The 21420-nt window shown below is 59.2% G+C and carries 30 protein-coding genes and 1 tRNA gene; 17 read left to right on the forward strand and 14 right to left on the reverse strand.

Annotated elements, in window-relative coordinates:
* Window positions 1-40 precede the first annotated feature (40 nt).
* From PbB2_RS00275 to PbB2_RS00330, 11 genes are all read right to left on the reverse strand, one after another.
* A tRNA-Gly gene (locus PbB2_RS00275) sits at window positions 41-115 on the reverse strand.
* Between the two features lie 60 nt (window positions 116-175).
* Window positions 176-1243: a tyrosine-type recombinase/integrase gene (locus PbB2_RS00280; protein WP_192576082.1), complete on the reverse strand. Its 1068-nt coding sequence runs from the start codon at window positions 1241-1243 to the stop codon at window positions 176-178.
* Entirely contained in the window at window positions 1215-1433 is a 219-nt protein-coding gene (locus PbB2_RS15970; protein ID WP_192576083.1) for a hypothetical protein, read from the reverse strand. Before PbB2_RS15970 ends, PbB2_RS00280 begins: the two co-directional genes overlap by 29 nt.
* Before the next feature lie 964 nt (window positions 1434-2397).
* Window positions 2398-3024, reverse strand: a complete 627-nt coding sequence (locus PbB2_RS00295; protein WP_108983297.1) for a hypothetical protein — start codon at window positions 3022-3024, stop codon at window positions 2398-2400.
* Window positions 3024-4169 carry a DUF5131 family protein gene (locus PbB2_RS00300; protein ID WP_108983298.1) on the reverse strand — a complete coding sequence of 382 codons (1146 nt, stop codon included), beginning with the start codon at window positions 4167-4169 and terminating at the stop codon, window positions 3024-3026. Before PbB2_RS00300 ends, PbB2_RS00295 begins: the two co-directional genes overlap by 1 nt.
* Window positions 4169-4765, reverse strand: coding sequence for a hypothetical protein (locus PbB2_RS00305; RefSeq protein ID WP_238164779.1), 597 nt, complete (start codon window positions 4763-4765; stop codon window positions 4169-4171). Before PbB2_RS00305 ends, PbB2_RS00300 begins: the two co-directional genes overlap by 1 nt.
* Before the next feature lie 32 nt (window positions 4766-4797).
* Window positions 4798-5112 carry an HD domain-containing protein gene (locus PbB2_RS16195; protein WP_238164780.1) on the reverse strand — a complete coding sequence of 105 codons (315 nt, stop codon included), beginning with the start codon at window positions 5110-5112 and terminating at the stop codon, window positions 4798-4800.
* A gap of 209 nt (window positions 5113-5321) precedes the next feature.
* The gene (locus PbB2_RS00315; protein WP_108983301.1) at window positions 5322-5501 is read right to left on the reverse strand and encodes a hypothetical protein; all 180 of its coding nucleotides are present in this window, start codon (window positions 5499-5501) and stop codon (window positions 5322-5324) included.
* A gap of 62 nt (window positions 5502-5563) precedes the next feature.
* The gene (locus PbB2_RS00320; protein ID WP_108983302.1) at window positions 5564-5878 is read right to left on the reverse strand and encodes a DUF2312 domain-containing protein; all 315 of its coding nucleotides are present in this window, start codon (window positions 5876-5878) and stop codon (window positions 5564-5566) included.
* Between the two features lie 2 nt (window positions 5879-5880).
* The gene (locus tag PbB2_RS00325; RefSeq protein WP_108983303.1) at window positions 5881-6180 is read right to left on the reverse strand and encodes a hypothetical protein; all 300 of its coding nucleotides are present in this window, start codon (window positions 6178-6180) and stop codon (window positions 5881-5883) included.
* Window positions 6180-6917: a 3'-5' exonuclease gene (locus PbB2_RS00330; protein WP_108983304.1), complete on the reverse strand. Its 738-nt coding sequence runs from the start codon at window positions 6915-6917 to the stop codon at window positions 6180-6182. The genes PbB2_RS00325 and PbB2_RS00330 overlap by 1 nt, the downstream gene beginning before the upstream one ends.
* Window positions 6918-7190: 273 nt before the next feature.
* Between PbB2_RS00330 and PbB2_RS15835 the strand changes: the two genes are divergently transcribed.
* Window positions 7191-7466, forward strand: coding sequence for a hypothetical protein (locus PbB2_RS15835; RefSeq protein ID WP_133245663.1), 276 nt, complete (start codon window positions 7191-7193; stop codon window positions 7464-7466).
* Between the two features lie 5 nt (window positions 7467-7471).
* Here the strand turns inward: PbB2_RS15835 and PbB2_RS00345 are convergent, their stop codons facing one another.
* Window positions 7472-7918: a hypothetical protein gene (locus PbB2_RS00345; protein WP_108983307.1), complete on the reverse strand. Its 447-nt coding sequence runs from the start codon at window positions 7916-7918 to the stop codon at window positions 7472-7474.
* Window positions 7915-8103, reverse strand: a complete 189-nt coding sequence (locus PbB2_RS00350) for a hypothetical protein (RefSeq protein WP_108983308.1) — start codon at window positions 8101-8103, stop codon at window positions 7915-7917. Before PbB2_RS00350 ends, PbB2_RS00345 begins: the two co-directional genes overlap by 4 nt.
* A gap of 173 nt (window positions 8104-8276) precedes the next feature.
* On the opposite strand from PbB2_RS00350, the gene PbB2_RS00355 reads away from it, so the two are divergent.
* Window positions 8277-8843 carry a hypothetical protein gene (locus PbB2_RS00355; RefSeq protein WP_108983309.1) on the forward strand — a complete coding sequence of 189 codons (567 nt, stop codon included), beginning with the start codon at window positions 8277-8279 and terminating at the stop codon, window positions 8841-8843.
* Between the two features lie 64 nt (window positions 8844-8907).
* On the opposite strand, the gene PbB2_RS00360 is transcribed toward PbB2_RS00355, so the two are convergent.
* Complete coding sequence (locus PbB2_RS00360) at window positions 8908-9318, reverse strand: helix-turn-helix domain-containing protein (RefSeq protein ID WP_108983310.1); 411 nt, start codon at window positions 9316-9318, stop codon at window positions 8908-8910.
* Between PbB2_RS00360 and PbB2_RS00365 the strand changes: the two genes are divergently transcribed.
* From PbB2_RS00365 to PbB2_RS00435, 15 genes are all read left to right on the forward strand, one after another.
* Window positions 9317-9574, forward strand: a complete 258-nt coding sequence (locus PbB2_RS00365) for a helix-turn-helix domain-containing protein (protein WP_108983311.1) — start codon at window positions 9317-9319, stop codon at window positions 9572-9574. The two genes, PbB2_RS00360 and PbB2_RS00365, sit on opposite strands and share 2 nt — an antisense overlap.
* Window positions 9571-10005 (forward strand): hypothetical protein, encoded by a 435-nt coding sequence (locus PbB2_RS00370; protein WP_108983312.1) that lies wholly within the window; start codon window positions 9571-9573, stop codon window positions 10003-10005. Before PbB2_RS00365 ends, PbB2_RS00370 begins: the two co-directional genes overlap by 4 nt.
* Window positions 10006-10007: 2 nt before the next feature.
* On the forward strand, window positions 10008-10862 hold the full coding sequence (locus tag PbB2_RS00375) for a methyltransferase (RefSeq protein WP_108983313.1): 855 nt from the start codon (window positions 10008-10010) through the stop codon (window positions 10860-10862).
* Window positions 10855-11337: a hypothetical protein gene (locus PbB2_RS00380; RefSeq protein ID WP_108983314.1), complete on the forward strand. Its 483-nt coding sequence runs from the start codon at window positions 10855-10857 to the stop codon at window positions 11335-11337. Before PbB2_RS00375 ends, PbB2_RS00380 begins: the two co-directional genes overlap by 8 nt.
* Window positions 11334-11810, forward strand: a complete 477-nt coding sequence (locus PbB2_RS00385; protein ID WP_108983315.1) for a hypothetical protein — start codon at window positions 11334-11336, stop codon at window positions 11808-11810. Before PbB2_RS00380 ends, PbB2_RS00385 begins: the two co-directional genes overlap by 4 nt.
* On the forward strand, window positions 11807-12217 hold the full coding sequence (locus PbB2_RS00390; protein ID WP_108983316.1) for a hypothetical protein: 411 nt from the start codon (window positions 11807-11809) through the stop codon (window positions 12215-12217). Before PbB2_RS00385 ends, PbB2_RS00390 begins: the two co-directional genes overlap by 4 nt.
* Window positions 12218-12313: 96 nt before the next feature.
* Window positions 12314-12961, forward strand: a complete 648-nt coding sequence (locus PbB2_RS00395) for a GcrA family cell cycle regulator (protein ID WP_108983317.1) — start codon at window positions 12314-12316, stop codon at window positions 12959-12961.
* Entirely contained in the window at window positions 12958-13797 is an 840-nt protein-coding gene (locus PbB2_RS00400; protein ID WP_108983318.1) for a helix-turn-helix domain-containing protein, read from the forward strand. Before PbB2_RS00395 ends, PbB2_RS00400 begins: the two co-directional genes overlap by 4 nt.
* A 52-nt stretch (window positions 13798-13849) precedes the next feature.
* Entirely contained in the window at window positions 13850-14419 is a 570-nt protein-coding gene (gene nusG, locus PbB2_RS00405) for a transcription termination/antitermination protein NusG (protein ID WP_192576085.1), read from the forward strand.
* A 224-nt stretch (window positions 14420-14643) separates the two neighbouring features.
* Complete coding sequence (locus tag PbB2_RS00410; RefSeq protein ID WP_108983320.1) at window positions 14644-15222, forward strand: hypothetical protein; 579 nt, start codon at window positions 14644-14646, stop codon at window positions 15220-15222.
* Between the two features lie 3 nt (window positions 15223-15225).
* On the forward strand, window positions 15226-17322 hold the full coding sequence (locus tag PbB2_RS00415) for a terminase gpA endonuclease subunit (RefSeq protein WP_108983321.1): 2097 nt from the start codon (window positions 15226-15228) through the stop codon (window positions 17320-17322).
* Window positions 17309-17521, forward strand: coding sequence for a phage head-tail joining protein (locus PbB2_RS00420; protein WP_238164781.1), 213 nt, complete (start codon window positions 17309-17311; stop codon window positions 17519-17521). Before PbB2_RS00415 ends, PbB2_RS00420 begins: the two co-directional genes overlap by 14 nt.
* A 95-nt stretch (window positions 17522-17616) precedes the next feature.
* Window positions 17617-19089: a phage portal protein gene (locus tag PbB2_RS00425; RefSeq protein ID WP_238164782.1), complete on the forward strand. Its 1473-nt coding sequence runs from the start codon at window positions 17617-17619 to the stop codon at window positions 19087-19089.
* A 10-nt stretch (window positions 19090-19099) separates the two neighbouring features.
* Window positions 19100-19663, forward strand: a complete 564-nt coding sequence (locus PbB2_RS00430) for an HK97 family phage prohead protease (protein WP_108983324.1) — start codon at window positions 19100-19102, stop codon at window positions 19661-19663.
* A gap of 62 nt (window positions 19664-19725) precedes the next feature.
* Window positions 19726-21369, forward strand: coding sequence for a phage major capsid protein (locus PbB2_RS00435; protein ID WP_108983325.1), 1644 nt, complete (start codon window positions 19726-19728; stop codon window positions 21367-21369).
* Window positions 21370-21420: the final 51 nt, after the last annotated feature.

Raw genomic sequence — 21420 nt, forward strand, 5'->3', positions numbered from 1 at the left:
CTTAAGGGATATTGGAAGGACGACCGAAGACGGACAGGGATGGAGCGGGCGATGGGAATCGAACCCACGACATTCAGCTTGGGAAGCTGACGTTCTACCTCTGAACTACGCCCGCAAATCAATGACTTAGCTGCCTTTGCGTGAAGGCCCGCTACAGGCCCGCTACAAGCAGCATTCATTCTGTGTTCCCTCTAACGAGTTTTCGCGCTGTGGCAAGAGCTGTGACTGGCGCGACATACCGTTGCGGCGCGCTGGTTTTGCCTGTGGTCCAGCCCATTTTCTCGCGCAGGGCCGGGTCGGCCAGAACCTTGGCCACCATGTCGGTCGCGTGGCTGCCGCGCAGGTCGTGCAGCCGCTTGCCTTTGGCAAAATCAGCAAGACCTGGCTTCTCGCGGATCCGCTTCAAAGCCCGGATCAGGCCTTGTGTGATGCTGTCGGGGCTATAGGGGGCACCCGTCGGACCGCTCATGATTGTGGTTGCCCGACGCGGGGTTTCGGCCAGCAGGCCCGCCAGATCGGAGCCGATCTCAATCACCTGCTTGGCGCGCCCACGGCTCTTGGCGGTCCGCACAATAAGGACGTCGCCCTCAATCGCGTCCCATCTGACGTTGACAGCATCGCCTCTGCGAAGGCCCGTCAGCCACATAAAGCGGATCACGCGGGCCATGTCGGGCTGCATGGCGGCGCAGAGGGCCTCAATCTCACCCGCATGCCACACGATCTCTGATCGGTCGCAGAAATACAGCGCCTCAATCCCGGCGCAGGGATCCCCGCTCAGCCAGCCCATGGTGCGGGCATGCTTCAGTGCGGCCTTCAAAACCGTGACCAGATAATCGGCTTTGCGCGGGGTTGCCTCGTAGCGATCGCGCCACGCGATCAGCTCCCGCGTGGCTGCAGGGCCCTCCAGCTGGCGGCGGGTCATCTTGCCAATGTCGGCATTGATCTGGCTTAAGCAGCGCGACCACTCAAGCTGGGTGCTGTTGGCCATGCGGGCAAACTTTTTTGAGGCCTGAAAACCTGCCAGCATGCCGGACAGATAAGCAATCGAGGGCATGGGCTTGTGGATTGCAGTCCAAGCCTCTGCCAGCTCTAAGGTGCCGTTGGCTTCAAGCTCAAGGGCCTCCGCCAAAGTTGGGGCTTTGAATTGCGCAAGCGGAACAGAGCCCGCACCTCGGCCATATCGCCAATAAATGGCGACCCCGTGCGCAAGGGTCTTAACCTCTCTGTGTGCGCCGCTGAGCATGATGGATGCGCCTGGCGAAGTCGTTGGCGAGCGTTTCTGTCTCATGGGCAGGCATAGGTGCTGTGAAATCCTCTGCCGTCAAGGTGATCGGCTCAAGAACCTCAGAGCCGTCTGCATTGCGAATGTAGCGCAGCGCAAGTCCGTTGCGCTTAGCGGCAAGCATGATCGCTAGAATCGACTGCTTGGCCATCACGCGGCCTCCTTCTGGTGTTGGATCGGTGTTGACAATTTGTGCGCACGGGCGGCTTTCAGCATGGCTGGGGACAGGCGGTTGGGCTTGGTCATGCTGCTTGGCCCAGTCCAAATCGCTTGGCTTGCATTGCATAGAAGGCTTCAGCGGGGCTTCGGTTTTGGGTGGGTTTCAGAAGCGCAGACGCTACCCTACGCAATGCTGAGCATGGCGTGGACTTTTGGATTGCGCCTGACAAAAGGTTTTGCCGCAACTCAAGGCGACGCTGCTCCACAAGCTTTGCTCGCCAGTCTCGCCAATGCTGGACCGATTCAAGGCTTGGCGCGCCCCATGCTTTGCAGGGGCCGCACGTGCAATCGAGGCGGTTGGGCTTGGTCATTTGATCACAATCTTTCGGCATTGATTGCAGCGCGAGCACTTCTCAATTCTTGGCTTCAAAGGAAGGTTGGCTGGTGCGGTTTCCCACCACGATCCTTCCCACCTTTGGACAGGTTCAAACCTGTGCCCAATGAGCTGACAAACGAAGTTGATCATCATCACTCCCTCCGCACTCGTTTAAGGGCCTCGGCGAAAGCCTCTAGGGGCTCGGGGAGATGGCCGGGCTTTGTGTCAAAGATCGGACGCCAGTGAGACAGAAATTCAGTGCCAGAAGCGTAACCGGGGTAAAGAGCCACATCGTCGTCATGCAAAATTCTAGACACAAACAACCGCCCTGCACAACGGTCCGCATCGTCCGTCACTTTCACCAAGATGTACGTCCCATCCCTCGGCGCAGTCTCAATAGGCTTCTCCATTAAATAACTTCGAGCCCATTCCAATAGAGCCTCACCAGAGGATAGGAGTGCGTCGTGGTCCGATTTGGGTATCATGGCATGCTCAATGCCATTGATCGTTGCGCCTATGAACCTTTGCTTTCCGGCTTTGAGGTTGCTCATGTCCAGTTTTGGGGGTGGTTGCATGGCCATCACGCGGCCTCCTGTCTGATCGGCAATAGACTGCCCCATTGATCCGCCATGGCGTCGGCAATGCCGGTGAAGAACTTTGAACGCTCGGCCCATCGGTTCGGACCGGGCGAGGCTCTGAACACACGCTGCTCGCGACCTTCGACAATCTGGGTCGGGGTGAGCGGCTCTAGGCCGTCCAGCCAAAAGCAGGTGCGCTTGCACTCGCCGTGGCCGAATTGCCAAGGCTGCACAGTCTGGGCTGGCGGTCGATAGTTGCGGATGCGCGCCTTAGCATGCTTGTGCATCACCGGGTTCTCGATGCATCGGCGCGGAATTGGTGCGTTCCAGAAGTCTGAGAAAAGGGCGGCACCAGCCTCCAGCTCATCCCACATCTCTTCAACGGTTCGCCCCTCGGGCGGATGGCTAAGCCAGCGAACGCCGGAATTGCACAGGCGGGTGCAAGGTGGATGTGCCACAATCAACAGGTCCCAGTCTTGGTCCAGCAGATCCCGCGCGTCGCCGACAATGTGGCGATTGGTTGGCGTGGGCGAAGGCAGTAGGTCGCAGGACCACGCATCATGGCCACGCTGCAGAAAGGCCTCGCGCACCGTGCCAGAAAACTCGCAGGCGACTAGGACGCGGCCCATTAGCCACGCTCCCGGCAGGGATAGGCGTCATGGATAACGCCATCAAGGGTTCGGCCTGCAGCCGCCTTTCCGATGCGGCGGGCACCGATTGCAGAGTTGGCTTGGACCTGCGGCCAGTGGACCCACTGGTCGTCTTGCCGAAACAGGCATTCCTGTGAGGCGGTGTGCGCTTCGGGTTTGTCGCAACAGCCCGCAATGGCTGAAGCCGCGCCGCCTGAATGATCGTCGTCATCAAACCACAGCTTAACAGGCGACCACTCGCCCCATTGCTTGAAATGAAAAGCCACGCCAGCGTCCGCGCATTGATCGCGTAGCAACCGCACCCAGTTAAGGTACGTCGGGCGCGCGCCCTGCCCGCTTTCGCCGCCTGCAACGACCCAGTCCAAGCGGGGTAGGTTAATCTCGTCCGGCCCCTTAAGGTGGCCTCGAAGTGTATCGTACCTCATGGTCGGCCATGTTGGGCAGTTCGGCTCAAGCCGTGGCGCGCCACGCAGTCGATCCATAAAGGGATACATGTCGACGTTCTCTAAATCCACCGGCCCTAGAAGCGGCTCGGCGCTGATCCAGCGCACGGCGGCTGGGGTATCAAGCAAGATCGGGATGCGCTCGTCGGCGCGGGTCTGGTCTTCGACCGACACGCCAAGCCAGACATTGGGCAAGGGCCAGTCCATTGTGTCTTGCCAGCTTGGATCGTCACGCGTCATGCCGATGTGCCACAATGGCGGCATTGGAAGGCCGCTTTCGGCACGACGACCGCTTAGGTACTCCCGCATCCGTTCTGGCCGCTTAGTCAGCACTTGGAACGTGTGCTGCGGGGCAAGGGCCATGACGGCAAAAACCTTGTCGATCCATTCATCGGGCACATTCTCGGCAAATAGATCGCCATGGGCGCAGACGAAAATCATGCGGGGGCGCTTCCAGCGCAGGGGCTGGTCCAGCCAGTCTTGATTGAAGCGCACCTTGCCGTTCCAGACAGGGCCTGCCTTGCTCGGCTGGGTCAAGCCCGCGCGCGAAGGGTGATGCTGCAGACGGGTGCCTGCCAGCCGCATGGCATAGCAGTTAGTGCAACCTGGACTGATGACCGAACACCCCGTGATGGGGTTCCATGTCGCATCGGTCCACTCGATCTTGGTGCCGTCTGCCATTAGTCGATCCTCTCAAAAGAATAGGCCACGACCCATGGGTTTGCGTCCCAAGAGGCTTGGCCGTTGATTGAGGTCCAGAGTGCTTCAAAGGCCGCCTTTGCCGTCATTGTGAGGCCCTCAGCGATCACATCAGACTCGCTGATGTCCTGCAGGCGCTCGACCTTGACCCCTGTCACGAGTAGGCTGATGCGGCTTGCCCAGCGGGGCATATGGATGGAGGGACGCCATGGGCCGCCCTCTTTGAAAGTGGCGGAATAGTCCAGAGCTATGTTGTGTCTCTGTGAGCCGTCCTCATCTTCATCATTTCTTGGGTCTGTTTCAGGAATAGCTTTGAGCGGCCAGCTGACTTCGGCATCGCGGGAACACATAAAAATGTTCCATCTCTCCTGCACCCAAAGCGTGTCGCCAATGCTGTGCAGCCTTGGTTCGGAAGGTATGACGTTGCCTAAAACCAGTTGATTGTAGGCTCGGCCTTCAACCTGTATGACGCCAACTTGGCAGGGCGTTCCTTTTTCATCAATCTGAAACAGGCGTGGCTGTGGCTTCAACAACCGCCGCGTCTGGGTCTTGCGACCCTCAAGAATGGCCCGGACCATGGGGCCGCTGAATAGGATTGGGTGCTCTGCCATTAGAAAATCCCCAGCTCGTTTGCCCGTGCAATGAAGAGTTCGTAGGCGGCTTGGGGCTCAAGGCATTCAAGTGTTGCGTCTTCAAGGGGTTTGAGTGTCCACCTCCATGGATCTCTGTTGTTCATAATCTGCCGCTGCTCGGTTGCCAGCATAATCATGTCGGCAGCCTTAACTGCGGATGGCATCGGGCCAATCAAGCCAAAAAACTCAAGGATAGGACCTTCGATTGCCTTCTCTATCTTTCTGTAGTCTGGCAACATTTCCTTCAAAGGTTTTGGGATGTCGCAGATAAAGGCCTCCGGCGCGTCATGCATTAGGCCCCAAAGTGCTAATTCCTCTGGGACAATTCTGGAGACCCAAACGCTATGCTCTGCAACGGAATAGAAACGGTTACACTGGCCACCAAATCTGCAAGTGTTCGCAAGGCCTCGCGCAACAGCATTTAGTGTGAGATTCTCTGATGGGCGCAGAAAGCTAAAGTATGTGCCGTCGGCGGTCAGAATTGTTGGTCCGCTAATCTCCATCACCGGCCCCCAATCATGATGCTGATGGCATCGGCAAAGATCAGGCCAAAGCCAAGGCTGGCCAGAACGCCGCACACGGCCACGGCAAGGCCGGGGTTGAAGCGGGTCGTGCGGCGCAGCGGCGCAGTCGCGTGGCGCGCGCGCTGGCTGTCGAGGGTGATCAAGTGGCAGTCTTGCACGGGGGATCTCCAAAAAGTCAGCCCGGCCCCTGTCGGAGCCGGGCCAGTTGGGAGGAAAAAGGTCAGGAAAGCCCGATGGCCTCAACATAGAGGTCAAGCATCATCTGGGCCTCGTCGCGCGCGTTGGCGTCTTGCTTGCGAAGCTTGATCACGGCGCGCAGGGCTTTGGTGTCAAAGCCAAGGGATTTGGCTTCGCCATAAACCTCCTTGATCTGCTCGGCGATGTCGCGACGTTCAGTCTCAAGGTTCTCAACGCGAGCAACAAACTGGCGCAGCTTTTCCTTGCTGGCCGAACTTAGGCTTTGGGGCGCGGTCTTGTTTGACTTCACGTCCAGACGAATCTCAATTTCTTCGGCAATGCGGGAGGCCACATTCATCGTCACTCTCCTTTCAAATCTGCGTCGAGCCGCATCACATCGGCGGCAAGCGCGAAGGTGATGGTCTCGATCTCGAGCGACAGCTCGTTGGCGCGGGTGACCAGATCGCGGATGTCGTCGGCCAAGGCGTGGGCGCAGCTGACAGAAATCAGGCGTGAAAGCTGGCGATGCAGATTGCGCGCGGAATGGCCGGGCTTTTCCAGCAGGGCCAGCAAAGCCTCATTGTGGTGCAGCCGCTGCTGGCGCTTCTGCCTGTCGGTCAGGCGCGCCGTGCCGGGGAAGAGATAGACCTCGGCGCTCATCAGCGGATCGCCTTCTCGTCCAGGACGGTGAGTGGCTCTGTCGGCATGCTCACCGCCGGTGCCCAAGACGGCCCAAAGGTTGGGGTTTTAAAGGGACCAAGAGTCTCAACCGGAAGCTCACCGGGGAACCGTTCCTCCTCGGTGCAGTCGGCAATGACCACATCCATCTCGGCCTTGGCTTTCTTCCAGCCCTCGATGATGCGGGTTGCCTCGCTCAAGGCCTTGATCTGCTTGATGCAATCCTCAAGGCCGGTATGGGATTTCGCCGCGTCGCGTTCGACCTTCACGCCTGCGAGCTCAAGTCGGTCGCGTGTGCATCTTGCCTTCAAATAGCCCCACGGCACCAAATCTTTCAGCCCAACCTCAATGCCAAAGCGAATGATCAACTCACGCAGAATGGGCTCATCAAACGTCGCCCCATGGCACCAAAGCCGCATGTCTGGGTGGCTCCAGTCAAAAGCGCGGATCAGGGCCATGATCACCTCGCCCACGGGTTTGGGGTCGCGCGTCATCGCCTCTTGAATGTTGGCCGGCAAAGCCTGCAGCCAAACAAGTGTCTTGGGGTCGCTGACCAGCCCAAAGCGGCTGCGCTGCTCCTCAACATCGAGGTTCATTTCAAACGTGCGGTCGACCTCGCCCGTAAACGGATTAAAGCTCGCGGCACCGATCTGACGGATAACGCAGCCTGCGCGGGTGCCTTCGGTCTCGAGGTCAATCATGATGTGATGGCAGCTCATGGTTGCACCTCTTGGGAAGAGGCTCTTGCCATTGCAGCTTGCAGGGCTGATGCAAGTGTTTGCACTTGCGCTTGATCAAGCACCATCATGGTTTCGATGATGTCCCAATTCAGATTTCTAACCCGCCAAAGCTTGACCTTGCCCTTGTGGGGTCCATAAAGAATTGGGCTCGCACCAAAAGTTGTGTGTGCAAGATCTGTGTTTGTTACATGATCGTCAGCAACGTCATGAAACGGAAAGGAAATTGTCTCAATGGTTGGTGCTTCAGACATAATGAACGTCCTCATCAAAATGGCGGAATGGCAAAAAATCGTTGCTTTGGCCGAGCGGGTTCCGGAGTTGGAAAAAAGAATTGCGGCGCTTGAGGCGGGCCGAAATCCTCCAAAATCCAAATTCAGCTGTGCGGTTTGTGGTGCCGCAGCGCAGGTCGTCTCTGAAAAACCGCACCCAACATTTCATCCATTTGGCGACAAACAGCTTACGGTTAAATGCAACAACCCAAACTGTGGCGTTGAATCGACGCGCCGATTTAATCCAAGTGAAGGCTAAACCGCTCATCGCACAGGCCTCCGGGCTTCGAGCACCGCAAGTGGCAAGCGGATCACCAAGGTGGGCTGGCCTTTCCATGAGATAAGGCCGCTGTTGGCGGCGACTGGCTTGTCAGTCGCAACCATCTTGTGCCAAGCAAGCAGTGAGATTTGGCGGCGCGGGGCCTTGCCGATCTTGCCAACCCGCCCAACGGGGAAAGCCTCAGAGGCCTCGCCTGTGTGCTTCTGAAGCATCAAGGCATTCTCGGAGGTGTTCTCAGAGACGCTGATGCTCGCAGGCTCTCCCAAGCCGGAGAACACCTGATCAGAGATTGAGATGGTCAAAACCAAGCCGCTGGTGCGCCGCTTCACCGACACGGTGACAGGTGTGTCAGCCTTCGCCTTTGGCGGGGATGGCTGCACAACGCGCCAGCCTTCGGCGGCAGGCAAGCGATCAAAGCTGGCGACGCTCATCGGGCCAGCCCCATGAACAAGGCCAAGGCAAGCCCCAGCCCGCAAATGATGCCGCTGGCCGTCAGGCCGACCAAAAACACCGCCCCAACACGGGCGATCAAGCTGTCGCTCTCGTAACCATCAAGCGAGTGCGGACGCAGCCACGCTTTGGGGGTGCGATCCTCTGGATAAATGAATTGGGACATGGTGCCTCCTGGGTGAGGAGGCATTTGTTGCAGATTGCAAACAGAGCGTCAAGCCAAAATGTTGCGATTTGCAAACAGTGATTTTGCAAGTTCACTGCCTGTCAACCAAACCTTGACTGAAATCGGGTGTCTAACTTAAGGTATGCTGTTGATTGAATAGAAGGAGTTGCAGAATGAACTCATCGATTGCGGCAACTGCCCTAACCCTTCTTCTTCACGCATCCAGCCCTTGGGTTATCGGTCAGGAACGTGAGGTAGATCAGGGCATCTATATGACCTTTCAGTCTGAGCAAGACGGGTGGCGCATATGGCGCATTGACACAAAAGCAGGGGTTGAGTGCAAAGCAGCTAAGTCAGCTATTGGGCGACCACATGCGACTCCACTAGGTTACAAAGACGTTTTAGACGGTCCTGCTCCAAGAACAGAGATTTCGGCATACATGACCTTTGCGATACCTTATGGGCCTCCCGCCGAGTTGCGGCTTGCTCAGGATTGGTTTGGCACTTACCGATCAGGAGAAACGCAGTTTAGAGGCGTTGGGGAGCGCTTTTTTAGAAGCATGGACGAGCTGCAAACTAACCGCAAAGGCCTTAAGATCATTGAAGTGAACAACGTCAGTTGGGAGTATCCGGCCCTTCACCTTGGAATGTCGGAGATTAATGCCCAGTTTGATTTGACCGGCATTGATTGGGCCGAAGCACAAGTGTTAGCATGTTACAAGAAGAACGGTTCCCGCTGAGGTTTGCGCGACAAACAGCGTTGTCGATGTTCTCATTTGGCCGATTTGATTGGCAATCTTGTGTCTAGCTTGCCACCTTAGCGTCTTGAAACTGCTCCAAAACACGCATGGCTTGAGGTTTTGATACCTCTGGGATCGTGGCCCAGACTTCCATAACATAGCTGTCAAGCGTTTCCGGGTCATGTTCTAAAAGCAAACCAGGTCGAGTTTTAAGTACTGGCGCAATTCGCCATAGCCATTTGGGCGACAGCGCGCGCTTGCCCGATTCGAGCAAGCTAATCACAGCTGGCGTGGTCTCAACCGCAGCAGCAAGCTCCTCCTGCGTCATCTTGCGATACTCGCGCCAAGCTTTCAGGTGATTCCGAGGTTCTTCTGCCATGTTTGCAAAATGCGCGTGGTTCACTTCATGGTGAAGACGCAATTTGCAAACATGGGGGGTTGCAAAAATTGTTGCAATCTGCAAACTTTGGGGCATGGCAAACTATGATCCTAATGAGTTTTATGGAAAGCTGCTTGGCATAGGAGTTTCACGTCCTTACGCTTCGCAGCTGGCGCAGGGCGCGCGAACGCCCTCCATGTCCTTTGCGATGTCGATCTGTGAGCGTTTAGGCATTAGTTTGGACGTTTGGCGGGAGATCAGTGAGTGGCGGGCTGCGACCCAATCTCTAGCTCCTGCTGTTCCTGTCGAACATGAGAAAGTCACCACTGATTTCCCGGAGGCCCTGCCATGAGTGCGGCCTCGCCTCGCCAGCATGCGTCTTGGGCGCGGCTTTTGATCAAGGCCTGTGGTGGTCTGGATGAAGCTTCGCGCGCGTGCCGCCTGTCGGTTTCGCAGCTGAGCCGATGCCAAGACGGCAATGACCCCAATGTCCTGCCGGTCGATGTGATTGCCGATCTTGAGCTCTATTGTGGGCAGGCGATTTATTCACGCGCCTTGGTCTCGCTGCTTGAGGGGGCGACCAGTCAGTCGGTGCCAGCTGATCTGGTGTCGGAGGCCTGTGACGTGGGCGAAGCGGGGGCAGAGCTGCAGGCCTGTATGCGCCGGGCCGTGACGGACGGCAAGCTTACTGAAGCTGAAATGCGGGCAATTGCCCAAAAGGCCGACCGGGTGCGCAAGGAATTGGCCGATCTGGATCGGGTCTTGGCTGGGGGGCAGGTCTGATCATGCTCGACAGCCTGTTTGACAATCTGCCGGTTCAATTGGCCCCTGTCGACCGACTGGGGCCAATAAAAGGGCGTGTTCAGCCCAACGGGATTGTCCAAGGTGCTGCCGCTGTGATGGCGGGGCGAATTGAGCCGGTCGATAGCTTGGACTTTTTCCCAACCCCGCCATGGGTGATCCGTTGCCTGCTGGGCGAGGTGTTGCCCGAGATCACGGGCTATGTGGGGCAGCTGCGCGGCAAGAGTGTGGTGTCGAGCGTGTGGGAGCCTGCGTGTGGGGCGGGCCATATGGCCGGGCCGATGGCGGACTTTTTCGACGTGGTGCATGCCAGCGACGTGGCTGATTATGGCTTTCCCAATCTGGGCCAGCCGTGCCCGCGGCGGGGCAGCTTTGTGGCCGAACGCGGGCTTGACCCCCTGCCCGAGCCTGATGGCGGGGTTGATTGGGTGATCACCAATCCCCCGTTCAATCTGTCGCTGGCCTTTGCCCGGCGCGCTTTGGCGGTGGCCCGCATTGGCGTGGTGTTGCTGGTGCGCCTTGGTTGGCTTGAAGGGATTGAACGCTGGCGGTTTCGCCAAGAGTTTCCGCTTTTTTGTGCCGTCAGCTTTGCCCAGCGCGTGGCCATGTTCAAGGGCCGCTGGGATCCAGATGGCAGCTCAGCCACAGCCTATGCCGCCATGATTTGGCTGCGCGACAACAACGGCAATTGGACGTCGGGCTGTGGCGCATGCGGTGAGCCGTGCCTTGAGCGCACCTATTGCGTCGCGCCACAGGCGGATGCGCGCTGGTGGCAACCTCAAGATTTGGACAGATGGGGCGGGGCTTGGCCGCGCCTGGATGGAGTGGCTTATGGCTGACACATCACCCCTGATTTTCAATGGCCCAGCCCATCAGGCCGCTTTGGCAGAGGCCCGGCAACTGGCGCATGACTTTGGTGCCGACTTGGACCGGGTGCGGCTGATCGTCGGGCAGCGGGTGGCATTTTGGCAGGCCCGGGCCAAGGCCAATCCCAAGTGCGGGGCCGATCTTATGGCGCTGCTGGCTTGCCGGGCGGTGTTGGACTTGATTGCCCAGGTCAGCCCCGTGGAGGGCGATGAAGTGGCGTGGCTGTCGTGCACAGAGCGGCGCGGATTGGCCGCGATCGATAAGGAAAGTGCCATCAGCCTGACTGCGCCAAGTCGCAGCCCGCTTGCGGCAGATCACCCCTATCTGTTCTCGGCCTGTCGGATTCTGCGGATCAATGGGCTGTTTCGCATGGGCGAGGCCGGAAAGGCCGCCAAGCGGCGCGCAACCGCCCGCAAATCATCATCACAGGCAAGGAGGGCAGCATGAAAAGCATGCCAAGGGGCGATAAGCCCGTGAAGCGCGCGCGGGCGGGCGAGGGATATGCCATCGTCAAGGATCGGGTGCATAGGGTGAAGGATAAGGCGGTTGCCGCTTACGTGGCCACACATGTGCTTGGCCGTGAAATCCTTGATCAGGGCAATGTGGGCGATGCGGCACCCGCATTTGTGGTTACGGCCTGCGGGGACAAGTTCTGCCGCGCCCATGAACGGGAAAAGCCAGCGGGATGGCGCTGCAGCGTGGAGGGCGCTGGTTTCTCATGCCTGTGTGGCCACGCAAAAGGCGATACGATCACCATGGTCCAAGCCGCTTTGGGTGTCGGCTTTTTTGAGGCGCTGCAAGAGTTGGACCGGGCCTTGCCGGGGCGCGCGGTGCGCACCGATCGCACGGCATCGGGGGATTTGTTTGGTGCGACAGCACCGTCAGAAATGGCCATGCGTGGCAAGGCGGGCCGATCATGATCGTGCGGGCTTTGGATGAGCATGATCTGGTCGACCAAGTGCGGCTTGATCCACGCCAAGGCGAAGGGCCCAGCGTGGTGCGGATTTCTTTTGCCACTGTGCGCCGGGTCGTTGGGCAGGAGTTTGGGTTGCCGGAGGCGTGCTTCACGTTGCGCAGTCGGAGACCGTTTTATGCGTGGCGAAGGTTTGCCGTCGTGTTTTGGGCGCGCTTCTTCTGCAAAGAACCCTGCTCGCCCCTGCCCATGTCCTATCCCAACATCGCCCAACGATTGGGTCTGCGCGATCATACCACGGCCATGCATGGCTGGCGACGGGCCAAAAAATTGTGGGCAGAAGGCGGGGAGTTTGGGGCAGCGATGGATCGATGCTGGCTGGCGTTTCAGGAGCTGAGCGATGGCAGGCGCTGACATGTTTACCGTGATTGATTGGAAGGGCGGGGGCTTAAGCGTGCGGATTGGCAAGACCTGGCACGTGCAGCTCTCCGATGATGGGAGGGCCGCCCTGTGACCGAAAAGTGGACTGATGAGGCGACTGAGCTGGCTGTCATGATGCGCAAGCGGGGTGACACAGCTGCTGCCATTGCCCATGCGCTGGCGCGCCAATTGGGCTTTGTGGTCAGCCGCAACGCGGTGATCGGCAAGATGAAGCGGATGGAGGAGGCGGGCAAGATACCAAAGTTTGAGCGGCCGACAACGCCGCGTCTGGTGAATGCTGTCAAACCAGCCCCGCGGCCCAAGCCGACACGGAAATGGCGGGACCTGCTGGCGGCAAAGCGCGCGGCGGCGGATCCAGATGCGGCAGCATTGGCTGCAGAGCAAATCGAGGTTCAGCCCGCGCCAAAGCCTCTGGCTGACATCTACACCCGGGTGGAATTGGCCGGCCGGAGTTCGGTCACCTTAACCGACCTTCGCCAGCATCATTGCCGCTTTCCCCAAGAGGACGCCCAAGGCCGCACAGTGTTTTGCGGCAAGCCAAGGGTGGCGGGCTCGTCATGGTGCGCAGAGCATCAGGCGCGCTGTGTGGTGGTGATTGAGCCCAAGGCCAAAAAGGGCCCAACCCGGCGCGGGCGTGGCCCGGCCCGGCATGAGCGGGCTGTGCCTTTGCGGACCGTGTTTGATCGCACGACAGCAGGATTGGATATGCTGCGATGAGCGGGTTGGTTCAGGGTTTGGTATGGCGAGCACGGCTGGATCGGGTCGCAGATGGTGCGCAAGCACCCGGCCCTTGGGTGAAGCCGATCCTGTGTCGTCTGGCCGATGAGGCGGATGATGAGGGTTTTGACGTGTGGCCATCGGTTGGCACGGTTGCGGGCGATGTGGGTGTCAGCGAGGCCACGGTGCAGCGGGCTTTGCGCTGGCTTAAGGCGGTCGATCTCTTGCGGGTCGATGGATCGGCCACTGGCGGGCGCGGTCGGACAACCCGCTATTGGATCAATGTGACGCTCCTCCAAGAGATACAGCGGGGTCGATCTGGGCGCAAAGATGTGCCGCCGCCTGCATCGGATCGTGGCGAAAAAGGGTGTCACACAGACACCCTTTTGGGAAAATCCGAGGGTCAAAAGGGTGTCACAGAGAGCCTAAAGGGTGTCAGAAAAGGCCTAAAGGGTGTCACAGGTGACACCCTACCCTATACCCATATACCCGTAAACGCGCGCGAGGCGCGCCGGGCGAGCGCGCGACCTGAAGGCCGCTCGCCCGGCTCTGGTGAGGTTAGGCCGCACTCTGGCGGGCAGGACTTGGTGGCAGAGCTCGACGTGCCAGTGGACAAACAGGCGTTTGAGGCGTGGGGCGCGCTGGTCGCGGCTATCGTGGTCAAGCGCATGCAGCAAGACGCACGGGCTTGGCTGTCACGGCGGGCCGGTGTGGTCGTCAAAACCGCGGGGCAAATTCAGGCAGCCAGCGCATTCAAGGCCGAACGCCTTCGCCAAACGATGGGCAGTCTTCTCGATGAGGTGGGATGGCAGGTCACGGTGCGGGGAAGTGGGTGAGTTATGTTGTTGGATTGCAACTGGTTTTCTGAGTTTGGATAGGGGTTTGTCTATGCTGCGCGCGCTTCGATTTGGGTCTCATTGGCACGTCTTGGTCACAAGTGTTGGTCGGGAAATCGAGGCTGAACGCAAGCTCTTGGGCTTCGATGGCGTCGAGCCTTACTGTCCCAAGCACACGGTTTGGCAAAGGGTTCATGCGAAGGAGGCTCGGCGGATTGGTTGTTCTCGCAAGATGGTTCAGCATGCTCTGCTGCCGGGCTACATTTTCGTGCGTACCGATCTCGGCTTGGTTTCGGTGCGGGACCTCGTGACCCATGCCGATGCCCGGCATGTTCTGATCGTTGATGGCCGGGCATGTATCGTGCGGCCTCAGTTGATCCAATCGCTGCAAGCAGCTGAACGATCTGGATTGTGGGATCAGGCTGAGGGTGAGATCAACAAATTGCAGTTGCGTCTTGGCCAGTCATATCTCATTCAATCTGGGCCAATGCGCGGATTTATTGGGGTTTTGCGTTCAATCGACTTCAACAGCTTGAAGCCAACCATGACAGTCGAGGTCGAGCTTTTGAAAAGAAATGTTGAAGTCGTGCTTGACCAAAAAACCGAACTCATGAATTCGTAAGCGCAGGACGACTGGCGACCTGTTGCCCAATGTGTGCACGGCCAATCCTGGGGAAGGTTTCAACCGCTCCCCGCGTAAAGCGAAGCTTTGCCCTTTTCAACGCTCAAACGAAAACAAGCATAAACGGGTCCTTTTCTTGGCTGACACTAAGCGGCAGCTCGAAAGTCCCGCATGATGATTAGTGAGGGTCTTTTCAAAAATGGTTGACTGGTTGACTGGTTGATATGAACCAAGTCGAGTTTGCCTCGCTCTGCGGGGTAACAAAGCAGATGGTGAGCAAATGGAAGCGGGATGGCAGGCTGGTGTTTCAGGCTGGTGTTCTCGACCCACGTGAGAGCCTCGCAAATCTTGCGGGGGTCTGGCAGGATGAACCTGCCCGCCGTCAAGCTTTGGCCTCGCTTGTGGGCACTGACTTTGTGCCAGCCCCGGCCAATGACCAAGAAACCAACCTTACCTTTCGCCAGCAGGCCGATGCTCTGCGCCTTGAGCGCGAACGCTTGGCTTTGGCACGAGAGTCCGGCGAAGTTGTATCGGTGAAAGAGGTGCAGAAACGCGCCATGGAAGCCGTCACACGCTTGCAATTGGGTCTCGATAGTCGCCAGCACAGCCTTATCGACAAGATTTTCGAGATCACCGGCGCAGATCCGCGCCTGCGAAGCCAGCTGCAGCGCACCGTGCGCAACTGGAAGGCCGAAGCGATGGCAAAGTTTGCGGGCGACATGGCTCGCTGCGCCCAGATCCCGGATGGCGAGCCCCTGCCATCGCTTGACGATCTTGACGCTGAGGACGTTGCGGTCGGCTGATCGATGGCATCCGCGCTTTTGTCCGTCGCTGGCACCGCCAGCGCAGCCCAAGTCGTGTTTGGCGCGCTGGCCCAGGTGGCTGCACCCGCCCCGTTTCGACGGATTGCCGACTGCGTAGCCCAAGCCCGACATGTGGGTGCGGCGTCGGGCTCCAGTCGACCTGGCCTTTGGGATAACGCCGTCTATCCCGAGGCGGTTGAGATTATGGACTGCCTGGACGAAACCCACCCTGCCACCAATGTGGTCGTGTGCGGTGCCGCCCAGCTGTTCAAGACAGAAGTGGGCCTCAACTTCATGGCCCACACGATCTTAGACGATCCGTGTGGGTTCATTTTCGCCACTTCCACGATTGGGGATTTGCGCGAATTCACCGGCACCAAGTTTCAGGGAATGATCGATGATTCCCCGGAGTTGAAGCGGCGGGTCTTTGGCATTGTTGAAAAGAGCGCGCAGGGCTCAAACGCCACATCAAAGCGGTTCAAGGGCGGCTCAATCGCCATGGTCACCGCTTCCAGCTCTCGCGGGCTGCAGGCCAAGTCGAACCGCAAGGGCTGGGGAGATGAGGTCGCAGAGTGGCCGCTTGATGTTGGTGGTCGCGGATCCCCGGTTGAGCAGATGCGCACCCGCGCAGACGCGCAATACAACGCCAAATTCTTGTGGACCTCGACGCCAAAAGACCTGCCCGATTGCAAAATCACCCAGATGCTTGAGGCAGGTGATTATCGGGTGCGGTTCCATCAGTGCCCCCAGTGCACCGATTGGACTGATTGGCGGTTTGAAGACCTGACAGAGATTGATGGCAACCCGCATCTGGTGTGCCGAAGCTGCGGCTATCCGATCCCGGAAGGGCAGAAGAACAAAATCCGCGCCAATGGCAAGTGGATCAAGACCTACAAAGTGCTGGATGATGAAGGGCAAGAGGATCCAAGAAACCCAAGCCCGCCTGAAATCATCCCTGACGCGGAAATCGATCGCTGGCACCAGCGCACATCTGCCGGCAGGGACCCAAGTTTTACATTCAACCAGCTGATCTCGGCCTTCAAACCGTGGTCAAAGCTGATGGCGGAAGGTCGCGATGCCGAAAAAGGCGACACCGCCAAGAAAAAAGTGTTCAGCCAGCAAAAGCTGGGCCGTGCTTGGAACCCAGACACGGAATCGGCTGACGCGGATCTGCTTCATGCCTGCGTCGGCAAGTTTACGCCTCCGCGCGGTCGCATTCCGCGCTGGGCCTGCCGCTTGACTTTGGCGGTCGACGTTCAGGGAAACCGGCTGGAATGGGCGGCGTGGGCTTGGGGACCCAATGATACCGGGGCTCGCATTGATTGGGGCGAGATCGAGGGCGATCCAACCCGCCGCGCGGTCTGGTCAAAGCTCGATGCCGACGTGATTCCGCGCAAGTGGCCGTCAGATCATCTGATCGACCTGGCTGCGGATGGCGTTGCCATCGATTCAGGCGGGCAAGAGGGGGTCACCCCGCAAGTTTATGGCTTTGTGGGGCGGCGGCCGGGTCTTTACGCCATTAAGGGGGACACAGGGGTTCAGCCGCAGGCGTCTTATCTGTGGCGCGCGCCCAAAGTGGCGCGGGCCAAGCTGGCTGGTCGCACGGTTTCGACCAACCTCTACTTTCTCGCCAATGGCGAAACCAAGAGTTTGATTGCATCAGGCCTTCGCCTGTCCATTCAAGCCGCTGAAGAACAAGAGTTTCAGGCAGGCGGTCTTTATCTGACCGCCGAAACATCGCTGGAGCATGTCAAGCAGCTCACCGCCGAGGTCTATACACCCTCGGCGCGTCCAGGGGGGCGCGGCACGTGGGAGCGCAAGGCGGGCCAAGCCAATGAGCAATTGGACTTGGCCCGCATGGCCATGGCCCTGAACTGGCACCAGACTCGGGTCTGGGATGCTGAGCGGTGGCAACGTGAATTCATTGCGCGCGCACGTCCGGTCGAGGCCGCTGAAGCGCCGCCCATGCTCGAACTGATGATGGCTCAAGGCGAGGCACCCCCTGCCCCGGTTGTCATTCCCCTTAATCCCGGCGCGGCTCCGGCCAAGCCGCCCCGTCGCAAGCTGACCAAGATCGGAGGTTTCTTTGACCGAAGCTGAATTGAATGCCGGGATTGATGCGCTCACCGCTGCCATTGCCTCCGGTGAGCTCAAAGTTTCCTACGCGGGCCGCACCGTGGAGTATCGCTCGATCGATGAGCTGATCCGCGCGCGCGACGTGCTGCGCGGTGATCTGGGGCGCTTGTCCAGCAATGGGGTGCAGCGGTCGCGCATCATCAAAACCACGGTGTTGATGTAATGGCGGCCCAAGTCGGTTGGTTCACGCGCGCGCTTGCGCATATCTCACCTGAGGCTGCTTCAAGACGTCTGCAAGCTCATGCGCGCTTCAATCAGATGGCGCGGTCTTATGCGGCGGCAAAGCCCAAGGCTGGGATCAATGGCCAGCGCGCCAACTCGGCCAGTGCCAACAAAGAAATTCATGCCGATCTGGCAAAAGTGCGCAACGAAGCCCGCCGTCTTGTCCGCGACAACCCGTGGGCAGCATCAGCAGTCGAAAAATCGGCCGCGCATCTGGTTGGTACGGGCATTATGGCCCGCGCCCGAGCCCCGCTTGTCGTGGATGGCCGTGTGCTCGATGCGTCGGAGCGCGAGCGAATCCAAACGATTTGCAATGATGCTTTCGCGCGCTTTGCCGACACCTGCGATCCCATCACCGGGGGTGATTGGTATGGGTTGCAAAACTTGGCAGCGCGCGCCTTCCGTGAGTCTGGCGAAGCCTTACTCAAGTGGGGTCCACGCGGCAATGTGCCGTTTGGCACGGTTGAGGTTCTTGAAGGCGATTATCTCGATAATGCGGTCTCGAGCATGTTGAGCTCAAAGCCCACGCAAGTCGAGGAAGGCAATCTTGCCGTGTCGGGTGTTGAGTTTTCCCCTGGAGTGGGCCGGGTCGCCTATCATTTGTTTGATCATCATCCCGGCGATCTGGTTGTCGGCCTTCGGCAAAGCACCCGCATTTCAGCCAGCCAGATCAACCACATTTATCAACCCCTGCGTCCAGGTCAGGTCCGGGGCATGTCGGCTTTTGCACCCGTGGCCATGAAACTGGGTCTTCTGGGTGACCTCTCAGAATCCGGGGCTCAAGCTGCCTTGATGCAGTCCTTGGTCGGCATGGTCGTCAAAGTGGATGGCAATGACGATCCTTCCGCCCGCCCATTGGGGCCTGAAGAGGGTGATGGCCAAGACCGCAATGTCAGCCTGTCGCCCGGCTTTGTGTGGACCGGAAACCCCGGTGAAAGCATAGAGCCGTTCACGCCCGGTGGCCTCGGGGTGCAGCTCATCCAGCAAATGGAGTTTGAGTTGACTGCCGTTGCGGCTGGGTTTGGCGTCCCGCGCCACGTGCTTACGGGGGATGTGTCAAAGGCAAACTACTCCAGTTTGCGGGCCTCCAAGCTGGATTATGACGCCTTGCTGGGCGTCTGGCAGTGGCTTGTGTTGATTCCCCGGATGATCCGCCCCGCTTGGCAAAAGCAGATGCAAATTGCTTCTTTGCAGCTGCGCGGCTCGGATGCGCGCTTGGCTGCAATCGTGGCTGATTGTGCGGCGGTCTACAATCCGCCCCGGTCGCCAAATGTCGACCCGCTTAAGGATGTCGCCGCTGAAGTTTCAGAAATCCGCGCTGGTCTGACGTCATACTCTGACGCTTTGGGCAGCCGGGGCACGACGTTGGAAGACCAGGTCGACGAGATCAAGCGGGCTCAACAAGCCCTCGATCAGGCCGGTATCGTTCTCGACACAGATCCACGCCGCACGGCTGGATCGGGTGGCTTGCAGCCATCGGAAATCCTTCAGATCCCACAAGGGGGCTAATGTGCACAACATGACCTTTTCGCCTGCTGCCGATTGGCAGCGGAACGCCCAGCCGCGTCCATTCGCTCTTGGTGCGCGGGTTCGCTACCTCGATGACATGGTGGCTCCAGCTGCCGAAGGTGTCTTGATGACGTTTGAGGCGGCAGCCGCCTCGCCTTTCCCTGTGCTGCGGCACACGTGGGAGGGCTCGTACTGGGAAATCCTCGACATCAGCGCAGAAGCCATTGACCTGTCGCGGGTCACCAATGGCGTTTGCCCGCTTCTGTCCAATCACAGCCGTTGGTCTGTTCTGGAATCCCATCTGGGTCTGGTCGACCAAGCCCGGATCGAGGGGGCTGAGCTGATTGTGTCCGGTCGCTTCGATACCGGGCCAATGGGGGCCGACATGGCCCGCCGCGTCAATGGTGAACGCACCTTGCGCGCGGTTTCAATCGGTTACGAGCCGCTTGAAGCCGTGGCTGAAGACCAGCTTGTCGACGGTTATCCCGTCGTCCGCATCACCCGCTGGGTTCTGCAAGAAGTCAGTTTCGTGCTGGTCCCCGCCGATCCAACCGCATTCTCGCGCTGCGAGTAACTCAAAGGGCTCGCCAGCCCTCGCAATCCCGCAAACCTTGGCGAAACGGAGGTCAATCGACCATGAAAAGAACGTCTATCTTGTCGTCCGGTGCTGTGGCGCTGGCGGCTGTCCCCTTGCTGCGTCAGGCCAATCAGGCTGATGCCGCATCTGCGCCCGCGCCTGCGACCAATCTGGCCCACATGCCATTGGCGGTTCGTCAAGCACTGGCCAGTCAGAACCGTGAGGCGGGGTCACCTGCCCCAACCCCAGCACAATCTGTGCAGCCTGCCCCTCTGCAAACCCGCAACGACCCTGCTGGTGCAGGCGGCGATGCAGGTGGTTCGGCTGATCCAGCACCTGCTACCGGCACCCCAACCACGGTTCAGGGTGCCTCGGGTTCGGTGGAAGCTGGTGCCGACGGCGGCTTGAATGTCAATCTGGTGCTGGAGCTGCGCAGCTTGGCTGAGCGGCTGGGCGTTGCGCCAGAGGCTGAGCGTGTCATGCGCCAAGCCAATGTCACCGCTGATCAGGTTCGCGCCTCGATCCTCAATGCAGTTGCGTCAGTCCAGCGCCAAGCCCCTGCGGGCACTTCGGCCCGCGTGATCACGGATGAGCGCGACACCTTCCGCTCGCGGGCAATCGACGGTCTGATCCTGCGCGCCACGCCAAATCTGGCCAACAATCGCACTGAGCAACAGCTGGCGGCCGCCCGAGAGTTCCGCGGCATGTCGTTCGAACGACTGGCTGAAGAGTGCCTGAAGCAAGCAGGTCGTCAGACCCGAGGCATGGTCCGCGCAGAGCTAATCCGTTCGGCCTTGTCCACCAGCGACTTCCCCAATCTTCTGGGCGGTGCGCTAAGCCGGACCTTGCGTGAGCTCTATGAGTTTATGCCTGCTGTCTATCGCCAGGTTGCCCAGAAGCGCACCGTGGCAGATTTCCGCACTCAAACCGTGATCGGTCTGTCCGGACTCGGTGAAATGCGGGTGGTGCCACAAGGTGCCGAGCCGAAGCGCAAGGACATGGTCGAGCTGCCAGAAACCTATGCTGTTCAAAAGTATGAGGAAATCATTCCGATCACTTATGAGGCTTTGGTCAATGACGATCTGGGTGCGTTCCAGTCAGTGTCGCCTCTGGTGGCCTCGATGGCCTTGGCAACTGAACGTCGGGTGTTCTTCAGCCTGTTCACCCCAACCGGTCCAACCATGGCCGATGGTGTAAGCCTGTTCAACGCCGCACACCGTAACCTCATCACCACAAGCCCAGGCGCGCCAACCGTGACCCGCCTTGGCGCGGTTCGTCAGGCGCTGCGCTTGCAGACCGATGCGGCGCAGAACGTATCGGGCGGCAATCGCCTCAATCTGCCGTTCGCCTTCGTGCTGGCACCAACCACGCACGAAACCACTTTGGATCAGCTGTTTGCGGGGACCATTACCGGCCTGCAAGCCGATGGTGCTGCCATCGCGCGCAACGATCTGTTGCTGGGCAACCTCAAGAGCGTCGTGCCAATCATCGATCCAATGCTGGACGACAACAGCGCTGTAAACTGGTTCGGTCTGGTTCCTGCTGAGTATGGTGCCTTCATCTATTCCTATCTGGAAGGTGAAGACGGTCTAGTCACCGAAGAGCTGCCCCCAGGCCGCGTGTCGGGCATCGAGGTCAAGGCCCGCTTGGTCTTCGCAGCCGCCTGTACCGATTGGCGCGGGGCTGTCCAACAAACCGGCTAATCCAGCCACTGATGGGGCTGCGGCGCAAGGGCGCAGCCCCTCTCCCTCTTT

The organism is Candidatus Phycosocius bacilliformis, assembly GCF_003112735.1.
GTDB classification, from domain to species: domain Bacteria; phylum Pseudomonadota; class Alphaproteobacteria; order Caulobacterales; family Aquidulcibacteraceae; genus Aquidulcibacter; species Aquidulcibacter bacilliformis.

What these genes read in the sequence shown, in the direction of transcription:
- nusG (WP_192576085.1), top strand. Translation starts at nt 13,850, where the DNA reads ATGCTGCGCGCGCTTCGATTTGGGTCTCATTGGCACGTCTTGGTCACA.
- PbB2_RS00370 (WP_108983312.1), top strand. Translation starts at nt 9,571, where the DNA reads ATGAGTGCGGCCTCGCCTCGCCAGCATGCGTCTTGGGCGCGGCTTTTG.
- PbB2_RS00385 (WP_108983315.1), top strand. Translation starts at nt 11,334, where the DNA reads ATGAAAAGCATGCCAAGGGGCGATAAGCCCGTGAAGCGCGCGCGGGCG.
- PbB2_RS00300 (WP_108983298.1), bottom strand. Translation starts at nt 4,169, where the DNA reads ATGGCAGACGGCACCAAGATCGAGTGGACCGATGCGACATGGAACCCC.
- PbB2_RS00430 (WP_108983324.1), top strand. Translation starts at nt 19,100, where the DNA reads ATGACCTTTTCGCCTGCTGCCGATTGGCAGCGGAACGCCCAGCCGCGT.
- PbB2_RS00330 (WP_108983304.1), bottom strand. Translation starts at nt 6,917, where the DNA reads ATGAGCTGCCATCACATCATGATTGACCTCGAGACCGAAGGCACCCGC.
- PbB2_RS00425 (WP_238164782.1), top strand. Translation starts at nt 17,617, where the DNA reads ATGGCGCGGTCTTATGCGGCGGCAAAGCCCAAGGCTGGGATCAATGGC.
- PbB2_RS00345 (WP_108983307.1), bottom strand. Translation starts at nt 7,918, where the DNA reads ATGAGCGTCGCCAGCTTTGATCGCTTGCCTGCCGCCGAAGGCTGGCGC.
- PbB2_RS00375 (WP_108983313.1), top strand. Translation starts at nt 10,008, where the DNA reads ATGCTCGACAGCCTGTTTGACAATCTGCCGGTTCAATTGGCCCCTGTC.
- PbB2_RS15970 (WP_192576083.1), bottom strand. Translation starts at nt 1,433, where the DNA reads ATGGCCAAGCAGTCGATTCTAGCGATCATGCTTGCCGCTAAGCGCAAC.
- PbB2_RS00410 (WP_108983320.1), top strand. Translation starts at nt 14,644, where the DNA reads ATGAACCAAGTCGAGTTTGCCTCGCTCTGCGGGGTAACAAAGCAGATG.
- PbB2_RS00390 (WP_108983316.1), top strand. Translation starts at nt 11,807, where the DNA reads ATGATCGTGCGGGCTTTGGATGAGCATGATCTGGTCGACCAAGTGCGG.
- PbB2_RS00415 (WP_108983321.1), top strand. Translation starts at nt 15,226, where the DNA reads ATGGCATCCGCGCTTTTGTCCGTCGCTGGCACCGCCAGCGCAGCCCAA.
- PbB2_RS00305 (WP_238164779.1), bottom strand. Translation starts at nt 4,765, where the DNA reads ATGGTCCGGGCCATTCTTGAGGGTCGCAAGACCCAGACGCGGCGGTTG.
- PbB2_RS00355 (WP_108983309.1), top strand. Translation starts at nt 8,277, where the DNA reads ATGAACTCATCGATTGCGGCAACTGCCCTAACCCTTCTTCTTCACGCA.
- PbB2_RS00400 (WP_108983318.1), top strand. Translation starts at nt 12,958, where the DNA reads ATGAGCGGGTTGGTTCAGGGTTTGGTATGGCGAGCACGGCTGGATCGG.
- PbB2_RS16195 (WP_238164780.1), bottom strand. Translation starts at nt 5,112, where the DNA reads ATGCATGACGCGCCGGAGGCCTTTATCTGCGACATCCCAAAACCTTTG.
- PbB2_RS00325 (WP_108983303.1), bottom strand. Translation starts at nt 6,180, where the DNA reads ATGAGCGCCGAGGTCTATCTCTTCCCCGGCACGGCGCGCCTGACCGAC.
- PbB2_RS15835 (WP_133245663.1), top strand. Translation starts at nt 7,191, where the DNA reads ATGAACGTCCTCATCAAAATGGCGGAATGGCAAAAAATCGTTGCTTTG.
- PbB2_RS00365 (WP_108983311.1), top strand. Translation starts at nt 9,317, where the DNA reads ATGGCAAACTATGATCCTAATGAGTTTTATGGAAAGCTGCTTGGCATA.
- PbB2_RS00360 (WP_108983310.1), bottom strand. Translation starts at nt 9,318, where the DNA reads ATGCCCCAAAGTTTGCAGATTGCAACAATTTTTGCAACCCCCCATGTT.
- PbB2_RS00320 (WP_108983302.1), bottom strand. Translation starts at nt 5,878, where the DNA reads ATGAATGTGGCCTCCCGCATTGCCGAAGAAATTGAGATTCGTCTGGAC.
- PbB2_RS00295 (WP_108983297.1), bottom strand. Translation starts at nt 3,024, where the DNA reads ATGGGCCGCGTCCTAGTCGCCTGCGAGTTTTCTGGCACGGTGCGCGAG.
- PbB2_RS00435 (WP_108983325.1), top strand. Translation starts at nt 19,726, where the DNA reads ATGAAAAGAACGTCTATCTTGTCGTCCGGTGCTGTGGCGCTGGCGGCT.
- PbB2_RS00350 (WP_108983308.1), bottom strand. Translation starts at nt 8,103, where the DNA reads ATGTCCCAATTCATTTATCCAGAGGATCGCACCCCCAAAGCGTGGCTG.
- PbB2_RS00380 (WP_108983314.1), top strand. Translation starts at nt 10,855, where the DNA reads ATGGCTGACACATCACCCCTGATTTTCAATGGCCCAGCCCATCAGGCC.
- PbB2_RS00280 (WP_192576082.1), bottom strand. Translation starts at nt 1,243, where the DNA reads ATGCTCAGCGGCGCACACAGAGAGGTTAAGACCCTTGCGCACGGGGTC.